The sequence below is a fragment of the Verrucomicrobiaceae bacterium genome (genome assembly GCA_016713035.1).
Taxonomy (GTDB): Bacteria; Verrucomicrobiota; Verrucomicrobiia; order Verrucomicrobiales; family Verrucomicrobiaceae; genus Prosthecobacter.
This window is the reverse complement of record JADJPW010000001.1, coordinates 1,457,353-1,477,086: the sequence shown is the minus strand read 5'-3', so window position 1 is coordinate 1,477,086 and position 19,734 is coordinate 1,457,353. Positions and strand designations below refer to the sequence as shown.

The window sequence follows — 19,734 nt, the reverse complement described above, 5'->3', positions numbered from 1 at the left end:
CCATATTCTTCAGAAGGGGTGGTCTATGCCCTTGCGCCAGGGGCTCTGCCTCTTACTGTCTTTCTCCCCCTTTCCCCATCTTATTCATGAGCAAACACGTCAAACTCTACATCCCTGGCCCCGTCGAAGTCTCTGCCGACACCTACGCTGCAATGGCGCAGCCGATGATCGGACATCGCGGGAAGGGCTTTCAGGACCTCTATGCGGAGATCCAGCCCATGCTCCAGACCCTCTTTGGCACGAAGCAGCAGGTCTTTCTGAGCACCTCCTCCGCCTGGGGCGTGATGGAGGGTAGCATCCGCAATCTGGTGAAGAAAAAAGTGCTCAACTGCTGCAACGGGGCCTTCTCCGACAAGTGGCTGGATGTCTCCAAGCGCTGTGGCAAGCAAGCTGAAGCCTATCAAGTCGAGTGGGGCCAACCCATCCTCGCCGCAGAGATCGATAAGCGCCTCGCCACCGGGGAGTTCGATGCCGTGACCTTCATCCACAATGAGACCAGCACGGGCGTGCTCAGCCCCATCGCAGAAATCGCTGCGCTGAAGAAAAAGTATCCCGATGTCATGTTCATCACCGATAGCGTATCCGGCTTTACCACGGTGCCGGTGAATTTTGATGAACTGGGGCTCGATGTGCTGCTCACCGGCTCACAGAAGGCCTTCGCACTGCCCCCAGGGCTCGCCCTTTTCACCGCATCACCTGCTGCGATGGCCCGCGCTGCCACGGTGGAGGACCGCGGTTACTACTTCGACTTCCTGGAATTCCAGGCGAACGGCGAGAAGAGCATGACGCCCAGCACGCCCTGCATCAGCCTCATTTATGGCCTGCGCCACCAGTTGAAAAAAATCTTCGCAGAGGGGCTCGATGCCCGCTACGCCCGCCACGCCAAGCTCAACGGCATGGTCCATGATTGGGTGCGTCGCCATGGCTTCGATTTCTTCGCGCCAGAGGGCTACCGCTCCAAATCGCTCACCTGTGTCGCGAATAACAAGGGGATCGACGTCGCAGCCTTCATCGGCCTGCTGAAGAGCAATCACAGCATGATCATCGACGGTGGCTACGGTAAGCTCAAAGGCAAAACCTTCCGCATCAGCAACATGGGCGACGAATCCGAAGCCAGCATCACCACCGTGATCGCCGCGCTCGATGATTCACTCGCGAAGCTGTGAGGCTAGCTAGTAGCTCTCCTCTGCCCAGGAATGGGATGGTTCTAGCTTATGCACTGCGCCCAGAGTGGGCGCGGTGCTGAGAGGCCGCCGGGCTCGGCGGGTATTGCAGACATTCTATTTGAGAGACAGTCTATTAGCTCTCGAAGTAGGTGTAGCCGCGGAGGCCGGCTTCAAAGACGTCCATGATTTCGCGGCGTTCGCTGGCGCTGATGCGCTTGGAGAGCACGGCGTTTTCTGCGAGGTGGCGGAAGCGGGTGATCATGTCTTTGGGCTCGTATTCCACGTAGCTGAGGACTTCGGAGACGCTGTCGCCTTCGAGCTCGCTGTATTTGATTTTGCCGTTTTCGAGATGGACGGAGACGACGTTGGTGTCGCCGAGCAGATTGTGCAGGTCGCCGAGGGTTTCTTGATACGCACCGACGAGGAAGATGCCGAGCTTGTATTGCTCGCCTTTCTCGATGTCGGGGTCATGCAGGGGGAGGCTGCGGCTGATGCCGTCTGCGAGGGCGAATTTGTCGATCTTGCCGTCGCTGTCGCAGGTGATGTCAGAGAGGACGGCGTTGCGGGTGGGCTTCTCCTTCAGGCGGTGGATGGGCATGACGGGGAAGATCTGGTCGATGGCCCAGAGGTCAGGGAGGCTCTGGAAGACGCTGAAATTCCCGTAGTAGTAGTCGGTGAGGACGGTATCGAGGCGATCCATCTGGGAGCCGTCGTGCTCGCACTTTTCACGCATGTCGGAGACCCACTTGAGGATGTCCCAGTAGAGCTCTTCGCCGTGGGAGCGCTCGCGGAGATTGACCTTACCGTAGTTGAATTCGCTGCGGAGCTTGTCGCGGTAATAGACGGCATCGTTGTAGATTTCCTGGAGGCGGTCGCGGCTGGTTTTGCTGGCATTGCGGACGGCTTCGATGCGTAGCTCGTGCAGATTGCGCAGGAGGGCAGGGGAGTCTTTGTCGATCTCGATGTCGGCGATGCAGGCGCGGGGCTCGAAGCGATTGATGTCGAGGATGTTGATGATGAGGACGCTGTAGTAGGCGACGATGGCACGACCAGACTCGGTGATGATGTCTGGGTGGGGCACGCCGGCCTCTGCGGTGACTTCGGAGATGGCTTCGATGACGTCGGCGCAGTATTCTTTGGTGCCGTAGTTGCTGCTGGCAGCGCTGGCACCTTTTTGGCCGTCGTAGCTGATGGCGAGGCCGCCTCCGAGGTCGAGGATGCCCATGCGAGCTCCTTCTTGGACGAGGCCGACATAGACGCGAGTGGCCTCGGTGACGGCTTGGCGGATGGCGCGGATGTTCGGAATCTGCGAGCCCTGGTGGTAATGGAGCATGCGCAGGCAGTCGAGCATGCCTTCCTCCCGCAGGTGATCGACGACACGCATGAGCTGGCTGATGTTGAGCCCGAAGACGCTGGCGTCACCGCCGCTGCCGCTCCAGTGACCTGCGCTCTCGGTGCTGAGGCGGAAACGCACGCCGAGGGTGGGGCGGACGCCCATTTTTTTGCAGCGCTGGAGGATGAGCTCTAGCTCGGTGGGCATCTCGAGCACGAGGATCACCTGGAGGCCCATTTTTTGTGCGTAGAGGGCTAGGTCGATGAATTCCTCATCTTTGTAGCCGTTGCAGACGATGTAGGCCTGCGGATCATGCATGTAGGCGAGAGCCGCGATGAGCTCGGGCTTGCTGCCGGCTTCGAGTCCGTAGTGATATTTGCGACCGTATCGGGTGATCTCCTCGATGACTTCCTGCTGCTGGTTGACCTTGATGGGATAGACGCCGCGATAGACGCCTTGATACTTGGCCTCGCTGATGGCGGATGCAAAACCCTCGTTCAGTTCATCAATACGGCCACGCAGGAGGTCGCCAAAGCGCACTAGCAGCGGGAGCTGAGTGCCACGAACACACAGGTCTTCGACGATGGAGGCCAGTGAGACGGCTTTGGACTTCTTGCCGTCTTTGAGATTCACGACGACGTCACCTTGCTTCGAAATATCGAAGTAGCCGTGTCCCCATTCGCGGATGCCGTAGAGGTCAGCGGATTCTTCGATGGACCAGGAGGGTGCTTTCATTTCGGTAAGGGCGTGCGTAGGTGGGGATTGAGCGGAGGGTAGATTTCGGGCCGCGATTATCAGGTGGAATGCGCAAATGCAAAGCGACATCTCAGCCTTTACGCCGCAGACCGAAAGGGAGGGCGAGAAGGCTGTAGATGACCAGTCCGAGCAACATAGCGGAGATATTATGCCAAGGGACGGGCCCCAGGTGGTCAAACAGGCTGGCGTGGGCGGGCTTGGCGCATTGGAAGGCGTAATTCGTGCCGAGTGCGGCATTCACTACTGCGGTGATGGCAAACCAGCCGAGAGAGAAGGCATACACGGCCCACACGCTGCCAGGACGTGGCCGATGCAGCGGCGCTGTGACCGTGTAGATGGCGGCCATGGGCACTAGCCCGTGCATGGCGAAAAAGAGAAAGAAGCGCGGATCTGGGAATCCATAGGCGAGCGAGGGTGTGAGCAGCCCCTGCAAAGTGCCTGCGAGGCCGAAAAAGTACAGCACCTCACAGCAAAAGGGACGGCGTGTGCAGAGGGCCAAACCGCCCGCGATACCAGCGACGTCACAGTATTGCAGCGGGAGCAGAGTCTGCGCGGTCAGAGAGCCACAGGTAGCGTGGATAGTCACTGAGGCGGGCCATAGAGTGAGCATGATCACCCCGAGGACACGCTCCGCCGCTGCTCGGTGCCGTGTGCGAGCGAGAATGAGCATGAGCACCAAGAGGACCGCGACAAAGAGCAGTACGATCTGATGAGGAGTGCTCCAGGGATGAAAGGCGGGCGGCGCGGGTGGCATGGGGGCGATGTTACGCTGCTCTTGCCTGTGTCAGCCACTTTGTGCGAGAGTGAGGCATGTTAAAATCGACCCATCACACATCAGGCGGCACGGCGGCTGGGCTAGGGGGCGGTTGCGCGGGGCTTTTCGGCTCGGTGTTTATTCTAGCGGGGCTGGCGGTGGGATATTTCGTTTATTTCCCGGCCGTGGTGGACTGGTGGCGCAGTGCCGAGTGGGAGGAGACTCCGTGCTGGATCGAGAAAGTGGAACTGAAGGCCTCTCGTAGCAGCAAAGGCGACAGCACGCACAGTGTGAAGGCGGTTTATCGCTATAAATTCCGTGGGAAAACGCATCGGAGTGAGCGTGTGTCACTCCTGGGCGGTGGCGATAACATGGGTGACTATCAGCAAGAAAAGTTCCACCAACTCGAAAGAGCCAAATCAGCCAACCAAGCGTTTCCTTGCCTGGTGAACCCAGAAAAGCCGGAAGAAGCCATTTTGTTCCGTGATCTGCGCTGGGGCATTTTGATCTTCATTTCGCTCTTCCCCACGCTTTTCCCGCTGGTGGGCGGTTTCGTCGCTTTTGGTGGCATGGCCATGGCACAGCAGGCACGGGCAATTCTGAAGCAAAAGAGCCTTCACCCCGAGGAGCCGTGGAAATGGAAACCGCAGTGGGCAGGCACGGCGATTACGGCGAGTCGGGATGGATTCGCGGCTCTGCTGGTCGTGGCGCTGTGGATTCTGTTGGTGCAGTTGCCACTGGCCGCTGCCGTGCTAATGAGCGGTGCGCTTTCGGAGTCCTTGTTGGCGCTGCTGGTGCTGCTGCCTGTGGCGTTGGCCATTTTACCGCTTCGGGCGGTTTGGCGCAGGCTGCGTGCACGACTGGTGACAGGCGATGTGACACTCCAGCCACAAAAATGGCCGATGCTGCCAGGAGACAGGCTGGATGCGCAGATTTGCTTCAGCAAAACACTGCCGCCAATGCTGCAACTGAGCCTCACCGCACGCTGCATGCGCAAAGTCGTCACCGGAGCCGGAAAAAGCAGCTCCACGAGCGAAGAGACACTGTGGGAGGAAACGCAGCTCCTCAGCGTCAGCGAAGCGCGGCGGGAGGGCGCTGGCTGTTCCTTGCCCCTGCACTTTGATTTGCCGCGCAAACTCCCAGGCACCGACATCGCTCCGCTCCTCCAGCTCTCGCGTGATCGCAGAGAGCATTACTGGGAGCTCCTGGTGAATCCTGGGCAAGGCACCAAGTCCATCACACTGCCGCTACCCGTCTTTGGAGAAGCCGCAGAGGGCAGGGAAGAGGCCAGCGAGGAGACAGAGCTGGAGCTGGAGTCAACTTCGCAACAGATAGAGCACCGCCTGAAGGCTCGCGGGATCGAAGCACGCTTCAATCCAGATGGAGCACCGGAGTACATCCACTGCCCACCCGGTCGGAATCGCTCGGTGGCGATCTTTTTGATCGTGTTTGGTGCCTTTTGGTCTGGAGTCTTCATCGTGCTGCTGACACAGGGTGCGCCGCTGCTGTTTCAGCTCATCTGGGGCATCACGGCACCCTTGATCGAGTGCTATGGCATCTATCTCCTGCTCCATCAGCGCAGGCTGGAGTTCAGTAGCAGCGGCATCCGCATTCAGAACCAAGCGGGTGCATTCTACGGCAAGACCGAGGTGCTCGAGCCGCGCCACATCATCGAATTCACTCATGATAGCTACATGCAGTCCGGCAACGTGCACTACTACCGAGTGCGAGCAGAGACCACGTTCGGGAAAAAGATCACGCTTGTCGATGGCATCACCGAAGAGGTCACCGCCGAGCGGCTGAAAGAGCGCCTGAAGCACTGGAAGGAGGCGGGTGAAGGCGTCCATCCACCATGAAATGTGCTTGGGCCACGCCATTCTATCTAATCTTTTTGAACTCACTCACGCTGATGCCGCGAAGTATCCCATTCGTTCTTCTCACGATTGCCCTGCCACTTGCCGCTTTCGCTCATCCGGCGGATCAGAGTGAGATGCGGGTGGTGCCTGCGCCGCATGCGCTGGAGGTGCGCTTCACTTTTAATCTGCTGACGGTGGCGAAGATGGTGCGTGTGGATGCGGATGGTGATGAAAAAATCAGCGTGGAGGAGCTGCGGGCTGCGGAGCCTGTTTTGACGCGTTATTTGAATGAGCACGTCCAATTGGAGGTGAATCAAAAAGAGACTTCTTGGGGCGAAAAGGCGACTTTTCAGTATCTGTGGCCGAATTTTGCTCAGACGCCGCCGATGCCGGAAATCGAGTATGCAGCGCGGAATGTGGATGTGAGCTTCACCTTGCCGCAAAAGGCGCTGTTGGAGGATTTTTGGATCTCGTTCGGGATTTTCGAGCAAACAGGACCGCTGCAAACGATCCGCGGTGTGTATGAGCAGGATGGGCAGGTGCTGGAGGTGCTCTTCAGCTTTCAGGAGCCGGAGTACACCTATGACACGGGCTTTGCAGAGGACCCCTTTGTGCAGGAGGCGGAAAAGAAGCCAGAGGCGACTGCGGCACCTGCTCATGGGGCGCTGTGGGCAGTGGTGGTAGGTGTCGCGGCTGCGCTAGGTGCTATGATTTGGCTTTGGCGCAGAAGAGCCTGATGCCATCGGCACACATAGCGGTGCTGTTGCCACTCTCACAGCGCAGCCAGTCGGCTTCACTGAGGCCAGTGGCGGCGGCGTGTGCGTGCTCGTGATCATGGTAGCGGCTGCGCAGGGCCGCTTCATCCAGCCCAGCGGCGTGCCATGCGGCGATGACTTGATGCACCTCCGCGATGCGGGCGCGGTAAGCGGAGAGATGGGCGCTGACATCCTGCACGGGGCCGAAGTGCGTGAGGTAAAGTGTTTTAAAGTCCGCTGCGAGCAGTCGATCCACGCTCTGCACATAGGCGGCGGGATCGAACTGCGGTGGTGCGGCGGTGACGCTGAGATAATCGGTGCCCTGGAGCCGCATGCCCGCCACATCGCCGGTGAAGCAGACGTCGCCGATGACATAGGCGTGATGGTGCCGGGCATGCCCAGGCGTGTCCCAGGCAGTGATGCGCAGCTCTCCGAACGGAATACTCTCGCCATCGGCGAGTGCGATGACGTTTTCCGCTGGGGCGGGCAGTGTCTCGCCCCATAGAGGATCAAATTGGCTGCCATAGACGAGGCGGGCGCTGTCGATGAGCTTGGCCGGGTCAATCAGATGCCGTGCAGCGGCAGGGTGGCAGTAGAGCGTGGCTCCGTTTTGTGCGAACCAACCTGCGGCACCGGAATGATCGAGATGGATGTGCGTGACGAAGACTTTGCGGATGGCTTTTTCGTCAATGCCTGCGGCCTGGAGTGCCGTGCGTAGTGTGGCGAGCGTGGAGCCGGGCCCTGTCTCGATAAGTGCATATTCACCTGCGTTTTCGATGACATAGGCGGCGATGAGGCCGGGGTGATTCTGGAAGTGGAGATCGAGGGTGTGGATGCGCATGATGCGGAGCAGAATAAAAAAAGGCGGGACTGTGTGTCCCGCCTTTTTTGTGGAAGAAGCTCTAAAAGCGTCGATCAGGCCTTCGGAGTGCTCTCGGTGCTCTCTGGGAGCTGCGGAGCCTTGATGTAGTCGGCGTTTGGCGTGCCTTTGAGGGCTTTCAGGAAGGTGATGATGGAGGCGGCTTCCTCATCGGTGAGCTGCTTGGCGAGCTGATATTCAGCCATCATTTTGACCATCTCTTCGAGCGTTTTCACGCTGCCATCATGCAGATAGGGGCCGGTTTCGCTGATGTTGCGCAGGCTGGGGACTTTGAAGAAGTGCTTTTCTGCTTCATTCTTCGACACGTCGCTGCGGCCATTGTCCTTGAGGCCGGGCCAGGGTTTCACCAGGCCGAGCTTCTGGAACATGTGTCCGCCTACGCCTTCGCCATTGTGGCAGGTTACGCAGCCGGTTTTAGCGAAGGTTTCAAAGCCCTTCTTTTCATCAGCAGTGAGGGCGTCCTTGTTGCCTTTGAGGAAGTCGTCCCACTTACCAGGGGTGAGCAGCTTGCGCTCAAATGCACCGACGGCTTTGCCGAAGTTGTTGTAGTTCACGGGATCTGCCTCGCCGGGGAAAGCGGCTTTGAAGGCATCCACATAGCCAGGCATGCTCTTGAGCACGCTGATGACGAATTCTTCACTCGGGGCACCCATTTCGACGGGGTTGAGCACGGGGCCTTTGGCCTGCTCCTCAACGCTGGGGGCGCGGCCATCCCAGAACTGGGCGATGTGCAGCGCGGCATTGTAGGTAGGCGGGGAGCTACGGCCACCGAGCTTGCCCTCATGCCCAGGGGAGAAGGGCAGGTTGTCATTGCCGAAGGTGTCCAGCTTGTGGCAGGAGTTGCAGGACATTTTGCCGCCTTTGGAGATGCGTGTCTCAAAGTAGAGCTGGCGGCCGAGATTGATCTTCGCCTCGGTCAATTCGTTGTCAGGGGAGGGGATTTCCGTGCGCAGGGGCTTGAACATGGGCAGAAAGGCCTCGGAGAGGTCTGCCTGGGCGAATGCAGAGCCAGTGATGGCAGCAAAGATGGCGAGGGTGAGCTTGGATTTCATAGGGGGATAGTATCGGAGCGGGAAAGTGGCGGGTTTATGGCAGGGAAGTAACGCTTTTCAACGTGGATTCTTCGCATGGCGTATGAGATGCACGGCGACGAATTCTGTTTCCGGCAAAATTCGCTTTTTGAGGGTGATTTCGACGCAGGTGGTGGGGTATTCGGCGAGGAGGGCACGGGCGAGATCTGCCGCGAGAGTCTCGATGAGGCGGCGGGGCTTTTCAGCGGCGATTTTCGCCATCCGGGCCGCCACAGCGGCGTAGTCGATGGTCTGGGTGATGTCATCCTGCATGTCCTCGAACTGACAACGGCAATGCAGGACAATATCCGCATGCAGGAGCTGCGGCGCAGCCCGCTCCTCATCAGGCACACCGATGTGGCAGCGGAGCTGGAGTGCAGCGAGGTGTATCTGGTCGGGGGTGGGCATGATGGTTCTTCTAGGGAGAGGGACATTGTCATGCGGCAGGCGGATTGCTAGTGGGGGATGCATCGAGTTTGATCTGCATCCTTCCGGCCTCATGGCTCTTGCGCAGCGGCGTAGTCGCCGCTAAACGCGGCGGATGATCCGGGCACTGCTACTCCTTCTCATTCTCGCACCACTTGGCTGGTGGCTGGACCGTGAGCAAAAGGCGGGGCGCTTTCAGCGTGTGGATGAGTTGTTTCTCGATTTCCTGGTGGCGAACTCGCGGGAGAAGCTCACCACGCCCGATCCTGCTGCGCCAGAGGGGCAGGTGCTGCTGCTGCGGCTTGATCCAGCCCAGCGGGATGAGTTTTCTGCCTGGCCGCCTGCGCCGATTGATTGGCAGATGATCCTCAAGGGCCTGCGTGATGCCGAGCCCGATGTGGTGGTGATCCCAGAGCCGCTGAATTGGCCCAAACCCACGCCAGATTTCGTCCCAGCTGTCGCTGAGGCGATCATTCCGCTCTCTAGCGTCGTTTTTGGTGTGGAGGCAAAAACGACGGAGAAAGCGGATGAGCCGACTTTCCTCGGTGCACTGGATGAGAGTCTGCCGCGCTTCCAAAAGGCCGCTGGGGAGCTGCAAAGTGCCCCTGGCATCGCGGCGGTGCTCGCTGCGCCGCATGATGATCTGCGCCGTCATGGTGAGCTGGGGTTGGTGATCGAAAAAGGCCTCCCCTATGCCTTTCGGGCGGACGAACGGCTCGTGCCTGGCCTGCTCGCTCAGACTTTGGCGCGGCATACACGCACGCCGTATGTGACGCATCGGCTGCTTTTGGGGCCTGGAGCGGGGGCTTACCTCCAGGGTGGTTTTTTTGTCCCGCTGCAAAATGACGGCACTGTGGAGCTGGAGGCAAAAAAGAAGCTCCCCACGGCCAATGCGCTGGATTTGCTCACAGGGGGCCTCGCGGATGCGATGAGCGCGGAGGATAAGGAAAAGCTGAAGGCGGCAAAGATCATCGTCATCGGTCAGGATGATGCGAAGCAGCCTGGCGTGGCTCGGGCTCATGCGCAGGCTCTCGCAGACATGCTCTCACTGCCGAAAATCCGTGTTTTGGACGAGATGGAGCAATGGATCGTCTGGGGTGTCGTGGCTTTGCTGGGAATGTGGCTGGTGCTGCGTGTGCCACGGCAGAAGGCGCCTGCACGCGGCTTCCTGCTCATCTTCATCGTTGTCGTCATCGTGTTCTTGGCCTTTCAGACAGCGCTGCTTTGGTTCCCGCCGACTCTGCCCATCGCTCTGCTGAGTGCCTCAGCCGTCGTGGGGGGCATCATCGGGCGGAGAGAGTCTGCGCCTGTGGTATGAGTGCTAGGTAGCGGAGCGGCGGCTATTTTTGCTTCAGCCATTCGGGCAGCTCGATTTCGCTGCTTTTCACCGGTGTCAAATTCGGGCTCCAGGTGAAGCCGGCTTGCTCAAAGCTCTCGCGGTTTTTCAGCAGGAAGGCGAGTAAGCGCTGGCCGAGCTGGCGGTGCGGTGAGTCATGCCGCACGGCGAAGGGCTGGATGGCCTTGGCTTTATCCGCAGGGAGTTTGATGGAGTCGAAGTGCTCGATTTGCGGCTGGATGTTGTTGAGATAGACGACGGCGGCATCGAGTGAGCCGGTGCGCAGTTGATTGACGAGTAGATCGCCAGTGGGGGACTGTGCGGAGGCATTTTTGCTGACGCTGTTCCAGAGGTTCATCGACTTCAGCATGGCCTGGGTGAGGTAGCCGAGCGTGGACTGCTCTGCGTTGCAGATGCCGACTTTGAGGCCCTCACGGGCCAGATCTGCGAGGGTGTGGATGCCTTTGGGATTCCCCTTGGGCACGGCGATGATGATCTCTGCCTCGGTGAGCATGACAGCTTCTGGGAACTGCTTGGCGACGGGTGGGACGAAGCACACATCACAGGCATAATATACGTCGGGATATTTGGGGTTGCTGGTGTCGCCCATGGTCTTCATGGCGGCGCAGAGGATGCCGCAGCCGTTGAAGGTGGTGGTGACGGTGATGCCTTCGCGGGTGGCGAATTTTTTTAGCAGTCCCTCGATGGCGAGGCGGTTCACGCCGCCGGAGTAGAGGATCAAATCTGGGCGCAGTGCCCAGGCATCTCCGGGGGTGGCCTCGAAGTGATGCTTTTTGAAGATGGCAGCGCCTTTTTCAGGTGCATTGAGGTAGCGTGCAAAGCGCAATGCGGAGGATGCATCCGCACTGCTGGCTAAGACGGCGGCGGTGGCGTGTTCGGGCTTGGCGCTGAACTCGGCGACCTCTAGAGCTTCGAGCTTTTCGAACTGCGCCACGGTGCTGTTCCAGAGGATGGCGGCATCCACGCTGCCGAGGCTCAGATCCGCCGCGATGTCCATAACGGTGGGCTTCATGACGGCGGTTTTCGCAGCGAGTGCGTCCCAGCGTGGGCCGAGGATGTTGCGGGTGATTTTGGAGATGCTGGCGGCCTCTGGATTGGCCAGGGCTAGCTTCAGATCGGGTGCGAGCAGGCTTTCGAGCCCGGTGATTTTCTTGGGATTGCCCTTGGCGAAGGCGATGACGGGCCACTGCCGGACGAGGCGCAACTCCTCACGAGTGAGATCGAGCTTTTTCGCGTCTGCGAGTGCTCCGTCGTCCGCAGCGATGAAGAGATCGCCCTGTTTGGCCACGCGGAACTGGGAAAGGAGCGTGCTGGTGCCGCCGAATTGGAGTTGCACGCGTGAGCCGGTCTCCTTGGAATATGCAGCGGCGATTTCCTCCACGGGCTGTTTGAGCCCTGCGGCGCAAAACACCATCAGAGATGGCTCGGCACCCTGCTGAGGAGTCGGACGGAGGAGATACCAAAGTGCCAGAGTGCTGATGGCGAGTAGGATGGAAATGAATAGGCGGCGCATGGATGCAAAAAGAACGTGAGGCAGAGTGCATTGTTGCCAATCTGGCGGCTGCACGCTAAACAAAAATCCTCATGAAGAAGCTGCTGGCGCTCCTATTGTCTTTTGCAGGTTTTCTCGCGGCTGCGGAGCCGCAGTGCTGGCGTGTCGGTGGTATCACGACAGCGACGCGGATGGAGTATGCACAGTTTGAGCAGCATGTGCTCACCTGCATGCTGGAGGGGGATCAATTCACAGTGCGCACACGGCTGCAAAACGTCAGCGGTAAGGATACCCTGCTGCGGCTGCCACTGGATCAGCGGCAGATCGTGCTGCGGGTGGTGAATGGGCGTGAAAATGTGACGTGTGCGAAGCTGGGCGGTGCCTGGCCGTTGAGGGCACAGTTCACCATCCCGGCGGGAGGTGGTGTGAATGGTGAGATGACTTTCACTTTGCCCACCGAGTGGCGTGATCAGGTGCTGGTGCTAGAGACGGGCACGCACGGTAGCGTGAAGTTCCAGCTCGATCCTGCTGCTGCGTATCCTTTGCCAGACATCTCGCGTGCGGTGGGCCAAACGACGAAGCTCGATGCAGCGCTCGCCCCACTGAATCGTGGCAACAAGGATGTGGGGCTGCGATTGGGCCACTTACGCTGTGCGGATGGGCTGCTGACGCTCGATATGGCCTTTGTGAACATCGCGAGGTATGTGATTCATCTGGAAGGCTGTCCGAAGGGCGGTGATGCAAAGCTGTTGACCGAAGACGGCTTCAGCCTGGGGCTGGATAACGTGCGTGGAGCGATCACGGAGCGAATCGCTCCGCAGGGGAGCTGGAAGCCAGATGAGGCGGTGCGTGGCATGGTGAGCTTTGCGATGCCGCATCGGCATGTGGCGCGGCGCTTGTGGTTCATCTTCCCAGGCTATCCGCAGTTGCCCCTGGTGCTGGATGATAAGACGGGCGCCTGGCGGGTGGATGAGGAAAACCGGCCAATGCCGCGCATGACGCAGGGCCTGCTGATGACACAGGTGGAGGACCAGGTGTATAAAATGGTCCGCGAGTTCTGGAGCAACGTAGCAGATGGGGTGAGTAAGCGGCAAACCGACAAGGTGCGCGGCTTTTTCGAGCTGGAGAAGGAGTCAGAGCTCTTTGCGGGGCGTGGTGAGGTGGAGTTCGATGATCTGCGCATCGAGCCGATCGAGGAGCAGGAGATGCACATGGTCGATAGCGAGATACGCATGGTCTCACTGCGCATGGTCTGCCGCCTGCGCGGTCAGCGTGATAGCAATGGTTTCTACATTCCGATGCTGGCGCGGATGCGACTGATGCCAGACAAAACCTGGCGGGTGAAAGCGCTCACCTTCCCGCATGATCCGCCCTTCTGGGCACGCGGCTTCACCCACATGCGTAGCACTGCCCACATGCATGTGCTCTATAAGCAAGGTGATGCGGAACATGCGCTGCTTATGGCCTCAGAGCTAGAGGCTGCCTATGTGCGGTTGCAGCAGGTCGGACTACCGCTGAAGGCGGGCTATGCGGCGTTTTATTGCCGTGATCCGGGTGATTTTGAGATTCTCAGCGGCGCGGACCCCGGTATGACCAGTGGGGCTGCACTCGGATCTGCCATTCGTGAAGGTGGCAAGCTGCGAGTCTATAACCTCGTGCTCTTTGCAAACGCGGGTGGCCTTACATCGCATCAAGCCTTCGCGAACCGTGGAAACAATGAGGAAGCCAGTGCGCAGGAGCGCCGTGTCATGCTGGAGCATGAACTCGTGCATCTGGCGCTGGGTGAATGGTCACGCGATTGGGTGCCTGCTTGGCTCGTTGAGGGCACGGCGGTGTATTTTTCCTCTGAAAAACTCAATCGGGATGATGAGCTGCTCCGTGCCATGTCGCATCCCGCTGGGCCGCGGCTACCAGATCTCACACGCTTAGCTAGGCTGCGTGAGCCGCAGGATCATGCGGAGTCACTGCATCTGAAATACATGCTCTCTGCGTATGCAGTGGCCGTGATCGCAAAGGACTACGGTGAAGCGCGGCTACTGGAGCTGTACCGTGCCTTTGGTGAGGAATATCCGCCGCTTTGGCAAAGCGATGATGACATCCCCAATGAATTCGCCGCTAAACAAGCTGGGCGGGATGAGCTGGCGCGTGTGGTGCTGAAAAACAAGCTCGGCATCAGTGTGGAGGAGTTGCAGCAGACCGTGCTCTCCAGACTGCGGAGGTGAAAAAACGGGCCTCAGCGGCTGCGATGCATTTTACGAGCCGGACGGCGCCCACGGGCACCACGGCGGGCCAAGTAGAGTGCACGCTGAATCTCGGCATTTTTGCGGCGTAGCTCATCGAGTGAGCTTACAGCAGGTACATCACTCTCTGGAGCGATCGGGGTGACTGGGGCAGATGCCGTGGGTGTATCCACGGCGGGGAGCATCGGCAGGGCATCGACCGCAGGGCTGTTGGGTGCAGGGGTGTCGCTGTTGCGAGCTAGAGAGGCACTTTCTGGCTCCACGGGCCTTTGCGGGGCAGTGGCGAGCATTTTTTCCAGCTCGATCACGCGTGCTTTCGTGCTGGGTAGCTCCACGCACATGCGCTTGGTGGCCTCCAGCTCGGTCTGCATTTCGTAATGGCTGCGCTCGTGTTTTTCCACGGTGGAGTCGAGCCGCTTCTGCACATCCTGCGCACGCAGCTCGGCCTCGCCATGCCGCCGTGTGGCATCACTGCGGAAGACATCAAACTGCCGCTGCATCTCCCCGCGCCATGCTTGGCTATCCTGGCGGATGGTGATGACTTCCTGCTGCTGTGCGGCGAGCTCGCTCTCTGTTTTCAGCCGTGCGGCTTCCAGACGGCGCAGTGAGCGGCGGAGGAGAATCATGCGCACGTAAAAGATGAGCAGCAGCACTGCGAGGACGCAGGCTGCGGCGGCCAGGAGTTGCTCAAGCTGGGTGGTCAGTTTCATGGGGGCGGAAGTGGGTGCTATTGTAGCTTCTCGGGCGTCGGATCAACCAGCGGCTCGATCCTTCGCTTCTGCATATTTTTAAGCCGTGGCGGCCGCGCTGCGCAGGGGAGCTGGGGGCTATTTCCGTGTTTGCACTGGCTCGCGGGCTCGCCAGAGCCAATGGCAGTCTCTTTCCCACCTCACTCCCTCCATGACACTCTCGAATCCCTGGTTCCTCGCTGCGCTGCTCGCTGTGCTGGGCGTTTTTCACCTCGAACTCATCTCCACGCTTCTGAATCTGGCCCGCTACCGCCTACCACTGCCGGAGCGTCTGCGCAGTGTCTTCGATGATGAGACGGTGAAGAAGTCTGCGGAGTATGCGGGCACTTCGGCACGGGTGGACATCATCCGTGATGCGGTGATGCTGGGCATTTTTATTGGTTTCTGGTGGGCTGGCGGCTTCGCCTGGGTGGATAAGACGGTCGCAGCCTGGGGATGGAGCACGCTTTGGACACAGGTGGCCGTGGTGGCGCTCTTTGTACTGGTGCAGAGCCTACTCACGCTGCCGTTTGAGGCTTGGGACACCTTCGGCGTGGAGGCGGAGTTCGGCTTCAATAAAACAACGTGGGGCACCTTCATCGGAGACCGCGTGAAGGGCATGGCACTCATGGCCGTGCTCGGCATCCCACTGCTAGCACTCATCGTCTGGTTTTTCCAGACACAGCCGCTCGCGGCATTGTGGGCTTGGCTGTGCATCGCGGGCTTTAGTCTGCTGATGACGTGGCTCTCACCGCGCTTGCTGATGCCGCTGTTCATGAAATTCACTCCTTTGACCGATGAGGCGCTACGCAGCGCCATCCTCGCACTCGCAGAGCGGATGAAATTCCCCGTGGCAGATGTTTCCGTGGTGGATGGCTCACGCCGCTCATCGAAGGCGAATGCGTTCTTTGCAGGTTTCGGCAAAACGAAGCGCATCGCGCTGTTTGATACGCTGATCGAAAAACACAGCCAGGAGGAGCTGCTCGCGGTGCTGGCGCATGAGATCGGGCACTGCAAGCGCCGCCATGTGCCAGTGCAGTTGGCCCTGGGGCTCGCAGAGACGGGGCTGATGCTCGCGCTGCTGCACTGGGCACTGAAATCGCCGGACTTCTTTGCTGCCTTTGGTGTGGCATCACAGTCGGTTGGGATCGGTTTGGTGGTTTTCGGAGTGCTCTACACGCCATTGGGTCTGCTGCTGAGCCTTTTTACCAGTGCGATGAGTAGGAAGCATGATTTCGAGGCAGATGCATTCGCCGCAGAGGCCTGTACTGCCGCACCGCTGATGACAGCGCTGAAAAAACTCTCCACCGATAACCTCGCACACCCACAGCCGCATCCGCTCGCCATCGCACTGCATTACAGCCATCCGCCGCTCGGTGAGCGGCTCGCCGCGCTTGAGCGACTGGCTTAAAAAATGGCTCACGGCATGCCTTCGAGTGCCAGTAGTGAATGATGGCCGCCCATGGCCACACTCATGTTCATGACGATCTGGCCTGGTGATAGTGGCGTCTCGTGATCTGGCACGAAAAAGCCCCCTGCAGGCGCTGTGAGGCCCGGTGCATTGGCTGGCAGCACATGGCGGCGTAGGCCATCTGCGAGCAAAAGCGCCTCCAAAGCGCCACTGGCACCCAGGGAGTGCCCAGTGCTTGCTTTGATGAGTTGCAGCTGCGGTTTTGGCGAAAGGGATCGAAGGGCCGCTGCCTCGGCACGGGCTTGTGCTGGCGTGCCATTGGCATGCGGGCAAAATGCGGCGATCGGGCGGCCCGCGAGGTCTTGAGCAGCCTTTTCGAGACAGCGGATCATGCCCTGACCATCCGGCGCAGCGCCGATGCTGTCGTAAGCATCATTGTTCGACCAATAACCCGCGACGCGGCACCATGCTGGCGTGGTTTCTTCCTCACGCTCCAGCAGCAGCACGGCACCAGCCTCCGCTGGGTGAAAGCCATCCGTGTCAGGTGCATACGGATCACCGTGGCTACGACGGGAAAGTAGCCCAGATTCATGAAACACACGCAGCAGTGGCGTGACGAGTGGTAGATCGACCGCGACCACGATGGCACGCTGCGCCATGCCACTGCGCAACCACATTGCCGCCATGCCCAGCGCATCGAGCCCAGCCGCGCAACCACTGCTGAGGACTTGGGATGTGCCGCGTACACCGAGCTCGATGCACACTGCGGTGGCGATCTCGCTGTGCAGATTGTTGCTGGCGGCATAGATGCGGCGTCGCTTCCGCTCAGGCCAGGGCTCTAGCCAGCCAGCGAGGTTCCCACGGCTACTGCCCGCGAAAACACAGGCATCTGCGATTTCTGCACGGCTCCAACCACGCTGAGTCACAGCTTTTTGTGCTAAATGCACAGCGAGGGCACTCGCCGGGGCATAGCGCCGGTGATTCATGATTTCCCGCTGCTCGATCCAGCCAGCATGGAGGGCGGAAAATTCATTCTCGAAGCCCAGCTCGCTCAAGGGGCGCAATCCGCCCTTTCCAGTCTGCATGCTGGCTAACTCTGCCCCTAGGCAGCAGGCCGCCTCTCCGCCCGTGATGACGATGGATGGTGAGGTAGTAGGGCAGGGGGGCATCATGCGTTTTTATTAGCAATACTAGCCCACCAGTCGTGCACACTGCCAGCCCAGTGCCGCTGCGATGACGCCGATCAAAACGCTGCCAAATCCATTCAGCAGCGCTAGTAGAGTATTGCCATCTTGCAGAAGCAGGAGGGTATTCGCACTGAGGGTGGAAAAGGTCGTATAACCACCCAGGAAGCCTGTGGCAGCGAGTAGCCAGGTGGTGTTATCCAAATTCTTCGCCAATGGTAACGCTAATAGCCAACCCAGCACGAAACTGCCGACGATGTTGACGACAAAGATGCCCCAAGGGAATCTCGACACGGGCAACCAGCGTGTGAGTGCCAGCACCGTAGCGTAACGCACGACGGAACCGAGCCCACCGCCGATAAAGACGAGAAAAAATGCACGCATGGTCATGACTTAGGGACATCCGCCGCTTCTGGCGCAGGCGCATCAGGTGTCTCCCGCTGCGGCATCACAGAGTGTGCATCATCACCGACGCGTAGGTGGTCGCAGCGTGGCACGACTCGCTCTTTGAGCTGCTTTTGCAGACGATCCCATTGCTCGATGGAGAGACCGTCGTCGATGAGGAGTCGTTTCGTGCGGAAAATGCCACGGCGTTTTTGCATGTAGAGCTGATAGGCGCCTGTCGTGAGGCGTCCGTCGATCCAGAGGATGCTGCGCCAGTCGTAGAATTTGTTTCCGTAGCGAACACCGTCCTCGGAAATAGAAAGGCGTGTCGAGTAACCCGTGAAAAAGGAGAAAAATAGCGTGGTGCCGAAGTAGAAGAGCAAACAGCCCAGAAAGCACAGCGCAGCAGCCTGCTGCACCTTTTGGAGCGTGACTTCCTCATCGCGAAAAAACAGCAGCATCATGCGCCCGAGTAAGATGCAGGCGGCGGCGCTCATGAGGGCACCCACAGCACCGTGGGAGGGCTTGTAGCGCCAAAAGCCTGTGAAGAGCACGCCAGGTGTGCGTGACTCATGGAAATTCATCAGCATGCGGGCACCTCCTTTTCGTGCGGATGCTGCTCTCGTGCCCCTCCCACCGTCTGCGGCGCGATGCGAGCCCGCCAGATGTAGCGCTGGAAAAGAACCTTCACACTCGCAGTCATCGGCACGGCCAGGATCGCACCGAGGAGGCCCCCCAGCAGCAGTGCCCACACCAGCACGGAGGCGATCACCGTCATCGGATGCAGACCCACGGCCTCTCCGACGATGCGAGGCGTGATGAAGAAGCCGTCGATCTGCTGCACGATCACAAACACGCCCGTCACCGCCAGCGGCAGCGCCCACCAGGGATCTGCCGGTAGCAGATGGCTACCACCCTGCACAGCAGCCACGATCACGGCAGGCACCCAGCAGAAGGCGATGCCCAGATACGGGATGATCCCCAGCAGACACAGCGCCAGACCAAAGAGCAGACCAAAGTCCAGTCCCACAATCATCAGCCCGATACCCGTGGCGATGCCATTGATCACGCTCACGAATAATTGCCCACGGAAGAAGGCGATGAGGTAGCCATTGATCTCTGTCAGGCAGCTAACGACCTCATCTTTGAAGTCCGATGCACGCAGCGGCAGGTAGTCGGACCACGATTGCTTGATCTTCGCACTCTCGATCAAGAAATAGTACAGATAGAGCGGCACGATCATGAGGGAGAGCATGAAACCGAACATGCCCAAAAAGCCGCCGAAACCCGCTTTGATGAAATTCCACCCATTCTTCGCCACTCCGGGCAGGGTGGTCTTTACCCAGTCGCCAGTCATGAGCTGCTTCATGTCGAGATCGATCTCGTTGGAGTCTGATTTGGCCTCGGTGGGAGCTGATGGCGGCGCTGGAGCTTGCTCGGCTGATTTTTGGATCTCCTCATGCGGCAGCAGCGTCACACCGTATTTTTCTTCGAGGTAAATGGAGGTCTTGATGGCTGCATCGCGTGCCCTGGCGGTGTAAGCGGGCACTTTGCTAGTCAGGTTCGAGGCCTGCATCCAGAGACGCGGCACCATCCACCACATCAGACCACCGATCACGAGTGTGAAAATGGCGAAGACCGATAAAACGGCCCTCGCACGACCAAGACCACGCCGCACCAGCCACTGCACGCCAGGCTCCAGCAAGTAGGCCAACACGCCAGCCACTGCAAATGGCACCAGGATCGGTTGGAGGAAGGAGAGCACCTGCGTAGCTAAATAAACCAGTCCTACCGACAAAAAGCCGATCACTGCGATGGCGAGCGCGGTGATCGCAGTCCAGAGCGCATTGCGCTGAAAGGCTGTGGGCAGGTTTTTCATGCTTCGGGAGGAGGTGAGCGGCTCGGATCGTAGCCACAGGCCTCGATTTGGGAACTGGAAAGA

17 protein-coding genes are annotated in these 19,734 nt (G+C 59.4%); 6 read left to right on the top strand and 11 right to left on the bottom strand.

Going from position 1 to position 19,734, the window contains the following annotated elements; genetic code table 11:
* Nucleotides 1–86 precede the first annotated feature (86 nt).
* Nucleotides 87–1,166: an alanine--glyoxylate aminotransferase family protein gene (locus IPK32_06335; protein MBK8091599.1), complete on the top strand. Its 1,080-nt coding sequence runs from the start codon at nucleotides 87–89 to the stop codon at nucleotides 1,164–1,166.
* Between the two features lie 133 nt (nucleotides 1,167–1,299).
* On the opposite strand, the gene speA is transcribed toward IPK32_06335, so the two are convergent.
* Together speA and IPK32_06325 are read right to left on the bottom strand one after the other, a co-directional pair.
* Complete coding sequence (gene speA / locus IPK32_06330; protein MBK8091598.1) at nucleotides 1,300–3,234, bottom strand: biosynthetic arginine decarboxylase; 1,935 nt, start codon at nucleotides 3,232–3,234, stop codon at nucleotides 1,300–1,302.
* A 91-nt stretch (nucleotides 3,235–3,325) separates the two neighbouring features.
* A complete protein-coding gene (locus tag IPK32_06325; protein ID MBK8091597.1) occupies nucleotides 3,326–4,009 on the bottom strand; it encodes a TIGR02206 family membrane protein in 684 nt (227 codons plus the stop codon).
* Nucleotides 4,010–4,065: 56 nt separating this feature from the next.
* On the opposite strand from IPK32_06325, the gene IPK32_06320 reads away from it, so the two are divergent.
* Both IPK32_06320 and IPK32_06315 read left to right on the top strand, forming a co-directional pair.
* Entirely contained in the window at nucleotides 4,066–5,865 is a 1,800-nt protein-coding gene (locus tag IPK32_06320; protein MBK8091596.1) for a DUF3592 domain-containing protein, read from the top strand.
* A gap of 35 nt (nucleotides 5,866–5,900) precedes the next feature.
* Nucleotides 5,901–6,602 (top strand): hypothetical protein, encoded by a 702-nt coding sequence (locus IPK32_06315; protein MBK8091595.1) that lies wholly within the window; start codon nucleotides 5,901–5,903, stop codon nucleotides 6,600–6,602.
* Here IPK32_06315 and IPK32_06310 read toward each other — a convergent pair.
* From IPK32_06310 to IPK32_06300, 3 genes are all read right to left on the bottom strand, one after another.
* Nucleotides 6,571–7,461: an MBL fold metallo-hydrolase gene (locus tag IPK32_06310; GenBank protein MBK8091594.1), complete on the bottom strand. Its 891-nt coding sequence runs from the start codon at nucleotides 7,459–7,461 to the stop codon at nucleotides 6,571–6,573. The two genes, IPK32_06315 and IPK32_06310, sit on opposite strands and share 32 nt — an antisense overlap.
* Before the next feature lie 74 nt (nucleotides 7,462–7,535).
* Entirely contained in the window at nucleotides 7,536–8,552 is a 1,017-nt protein-coding gene (locus tag IPK32_06305) for a c-type cytochrome (GenBank protein ID MBK8091593.1), read from the bottom strand.
* A 57-nt stretch (nucleotides 8,553–8,609) separates the two neighbouring features.
* Nucleotides 8,610–8,978 (bottom strand): dihydroneopterin aldolase, encoded by a 369-nt coding sequence (locus tag IPK32_06300; GenBank protein MBK8091592.1) that lies wholly within the window; start codon nucleotides 8,976–8,978, stop codon nucleotides 8,610–8,612.
* Nucleotides 8,979–9,111: 133 nt separating this feature from the next.
* Here IPK32_06300 and IPK32_06295 point away from each other — a divergent pair, with 133 nt between their 5' ends.
* Nucleotides 9,112–10,314, top strand: coding sequence for a hypothetical protein (locus IPK32_06295; protein MBK8091591.1), 1,203 nt, complete (start codon nucleotides 9,112–9,114; stop codon nucleotides 10,312–10,314).
* A 22-nt stretch (nucleotides 10,315–10,336) separates the two neighbouring features.
* Here the strand turns inward: IPK32_06295 and IPK32_06290 are convergent, their stop codons facing one another.
* A complete protein-coding gene (locus tag IPK32_06290; GenBank protein MBK8091590.1) occupies nucleotides 10,337–11,866 on the bottom strand; it encodes an extracellular solute-binding protein in 1,530 nt (509 codons plus the stop codon).
* A 71-nt stretch (nucleotides 11,867–11,937) separates the two neighbouring features.
* Between IPK32_06290 and IPK32_06285 the strand changes: the two genes are divergently transcribed.
* On the top strand, nucleotides 11,938–14,067 hold the full coding sequence (locus IPK32_06285) for a hypothetical protein (GenBank protein MBK8091589.1): 2,130 nt from the start codon (nucleotides 11,938–11,940) through the stop codon (nucleotides 14,065–14,067).
* 11 nt (nucleotides 14,068–14,078) lie between these two features.
* Here IPK32_06285 and IPK32_06280 read toward each other — a convergent pair whose 3' ends face one another.
* Nucleotides 14,079–14,795, bottom strand: coding sequence for a hypothetical protein (locus IPK32_06280; GenBank protein MBK8091588.1), 717 nt, complete (start codon nucleotides 14,793–14,795; stop codon nucleotides 14,079–14,081).
* A gap of 190 nt (nucleotides 14,796–14,985) precedes the next feature.
* Between IPK32_06280 and IPK32_06275 the strand changes: the two genes are divergently transcribed.
* Complete coding sequence (locus IPK32_06275; GenBank protein ID MBK8091587.1) at nucleotides 14,986–16,224, top strand: M48 family metallopeptidase; 1,239 nt, start codon at nucleotides 14,986–14,988, stop codon at nucleotides 16,222–16,224.
* 8 nt (nucleotides 16,225–16,232) lie between these two features.
* On the opposite strand, the gene IPK32_06270 is transcribed toward IPK32_06275, so the two are convergent.
* From IPK32_06270 to IPK32_06255, 4 genes are read right to left on the bottom strand one after another with little or no spacing between them, the layout of a single operon-like run.
* Nucleotides 16,233–17,396, bottom strand: coding sequence for a hypothetical protein (locus IPK32_06270; GenBank protein ID MBK8091586.1), 1,164 nt, complete (start codon nucleotides 17,394–17,396; stop codon nucleotides 16,233–16,235).
* Between the two features lie 18 nt (nucleotides 17,397–17,414).
* Nucleotides 17,415–17,798: a fluoride efflux transporter CrcB gene (crcB, locus tag IPK32_06265; GenBank protein ID MBK8091585.1), complete on the bottom strand. Its 384-nt coding sequence runs from the start codon at nucleotides 17,796–17,798 to the stop codon at nucleotides 17,415–17,417.
* Nucleotides 17,795–18,376 carry a hypothetical protein gene (locus IPK32_06260; GenBank protein MBK8091584.1) on the bottom strand — a complete coding sequence of 194 codons (582 nt, stop codon included), beginning with the start codon at nucleotides 18,374–18,376 and terminating at the stop codon, nucleotides 17,795–17,797. The genes crcB and IPK32_06260 overlap by 4 nt, the downstream gene beginning before the upstream one ends.
* Nucleotides 18,376–19,671: an AI-2E family transporter gene (locus tag IPK32_06255; GenBank protein MBK8091583.1), complete on the bottom strand. Its 1,296-nt coding sequence runs from the start codon at nucleotides 19,669–19,671 to the stop codon at nucleotides 18,376–18,378. The genes IPK32_06260 and IPK32_06255 overlap by 1 nt, the downstream gene beginning before the upstream one ends.
* Between the last annotated feature and the right edge of the window lie 63 nt (nucleotides 19,672–19,734).

Bases quoted from the DNA above. Each gene is read 5' to 3' on its own strand.
- IPK32_06280 (MBK8091588.1), bottom strand. From the start codon at position 14,795: ATGAAACTGACCACCCAGCTTGAGCAACTCCTGGCCGCCGCAGCCTGC.
- IPK32_06285 (MBK8091589.1), top strand. From the start codon at position 11,938: ATGAAGAAGCTGCTGGCGCTCCTATTGTCTTTTGCAGGTTTTCTCGCG.
- crcB (MBK8091585.1), bottom strand. From the start codon at position 17,798: ATGACCATGCGTGCATTTTTTCTCGTCTTTATCGGCGGTGGGCTCGGT.
- IPK32_06320 (MBK8091596.1), top strand. From the start codon at position 4,066: ATGTTAAAATCGACCCATCACACATCAGGCGGCACGGCGGCTGGGCTA.
- IPK32_06335 (MBK8091599.1), top strand. From the start codon at position 87: ATGAGCAAACACGTCAAACTCTACATCCCTGGCCCCGTCGAAGTCTCT.
- IPK32_06325 (MBK8091597.1), bottom strand. From the start codon at position 4,009: ATGCCACCCGCGCCGCCCGCCTTTCATCCCTGGAGCACTCCTCATCAG.
- IPK32_06270 (MBK8091586.1), bottom strand. From the start codon at position 17,396: ATGATGCCCCCCTGCCCTACTACCTCACCATCCATCGTCATCACGGGC.
- IPK32_06295 (MBK8091591.1), top strand. From the start codon at position 9,112: ATGATCCGGGCACTGCTACTCCTTCTCATTCTCGCACCACTTGGCTGG.
- IPK32_06260 (MBK8091584.1), bottom strand. From the start codon at position 18,376: ATGAATTTCCATGAGTCACGCACACCTGGCGTGCTCTTCACAGGCTTT.
- IPK32_06290 (MBK8091590.1), bottom strand. From the start codon at position 11,866: ATGCGCCGCCTATTCATTTCCATCCTACTCGCCATCAGCACTCTGGCA.
- IPK32_06310 (MBK8091594.1), bottom strand. From the start codon at position 7,461: ATGCGCATCCACACCCTCGATCTCCACTTCCAGAATCACCCCGGCCTC.
- IPK32_06300 (MBK8091592.1), bottom strand. From the start codon at position 8,978: ATGCCCACCCCCGACCAGATACACCTCGCTGCACTCCAGCTCCGCTGC.
- speA (MBK8091598.1), bottom strand. From the start codon at position 3,234: ATGAAAGCACCCTCCTGGTCCATCGAAGAATCCGCTGACCTCTACGGC.
- IPK32_06255 (MBK8091583.1), bottom strand. From the start codon at position 19,671: ATGAAAAACCTGCCCACAGCCTTTCAGCGCAATGCGCTCTGGACTGCG.
- IPK32_06305 (MBK8091593.1), bottom strand. From the start codon at position 8,552: ATGAAATCCAAGCTCACCCTCGCCATCTTTGCTGCCATCACTGGCTCT.
- IPK32_06275 (MBK8091587.1), top strand. From the start codon at position 14,986: ATGACACTCTCGAATCCCTGGTTCCTCGCTGCGCTGCTCGCTGTGCTG.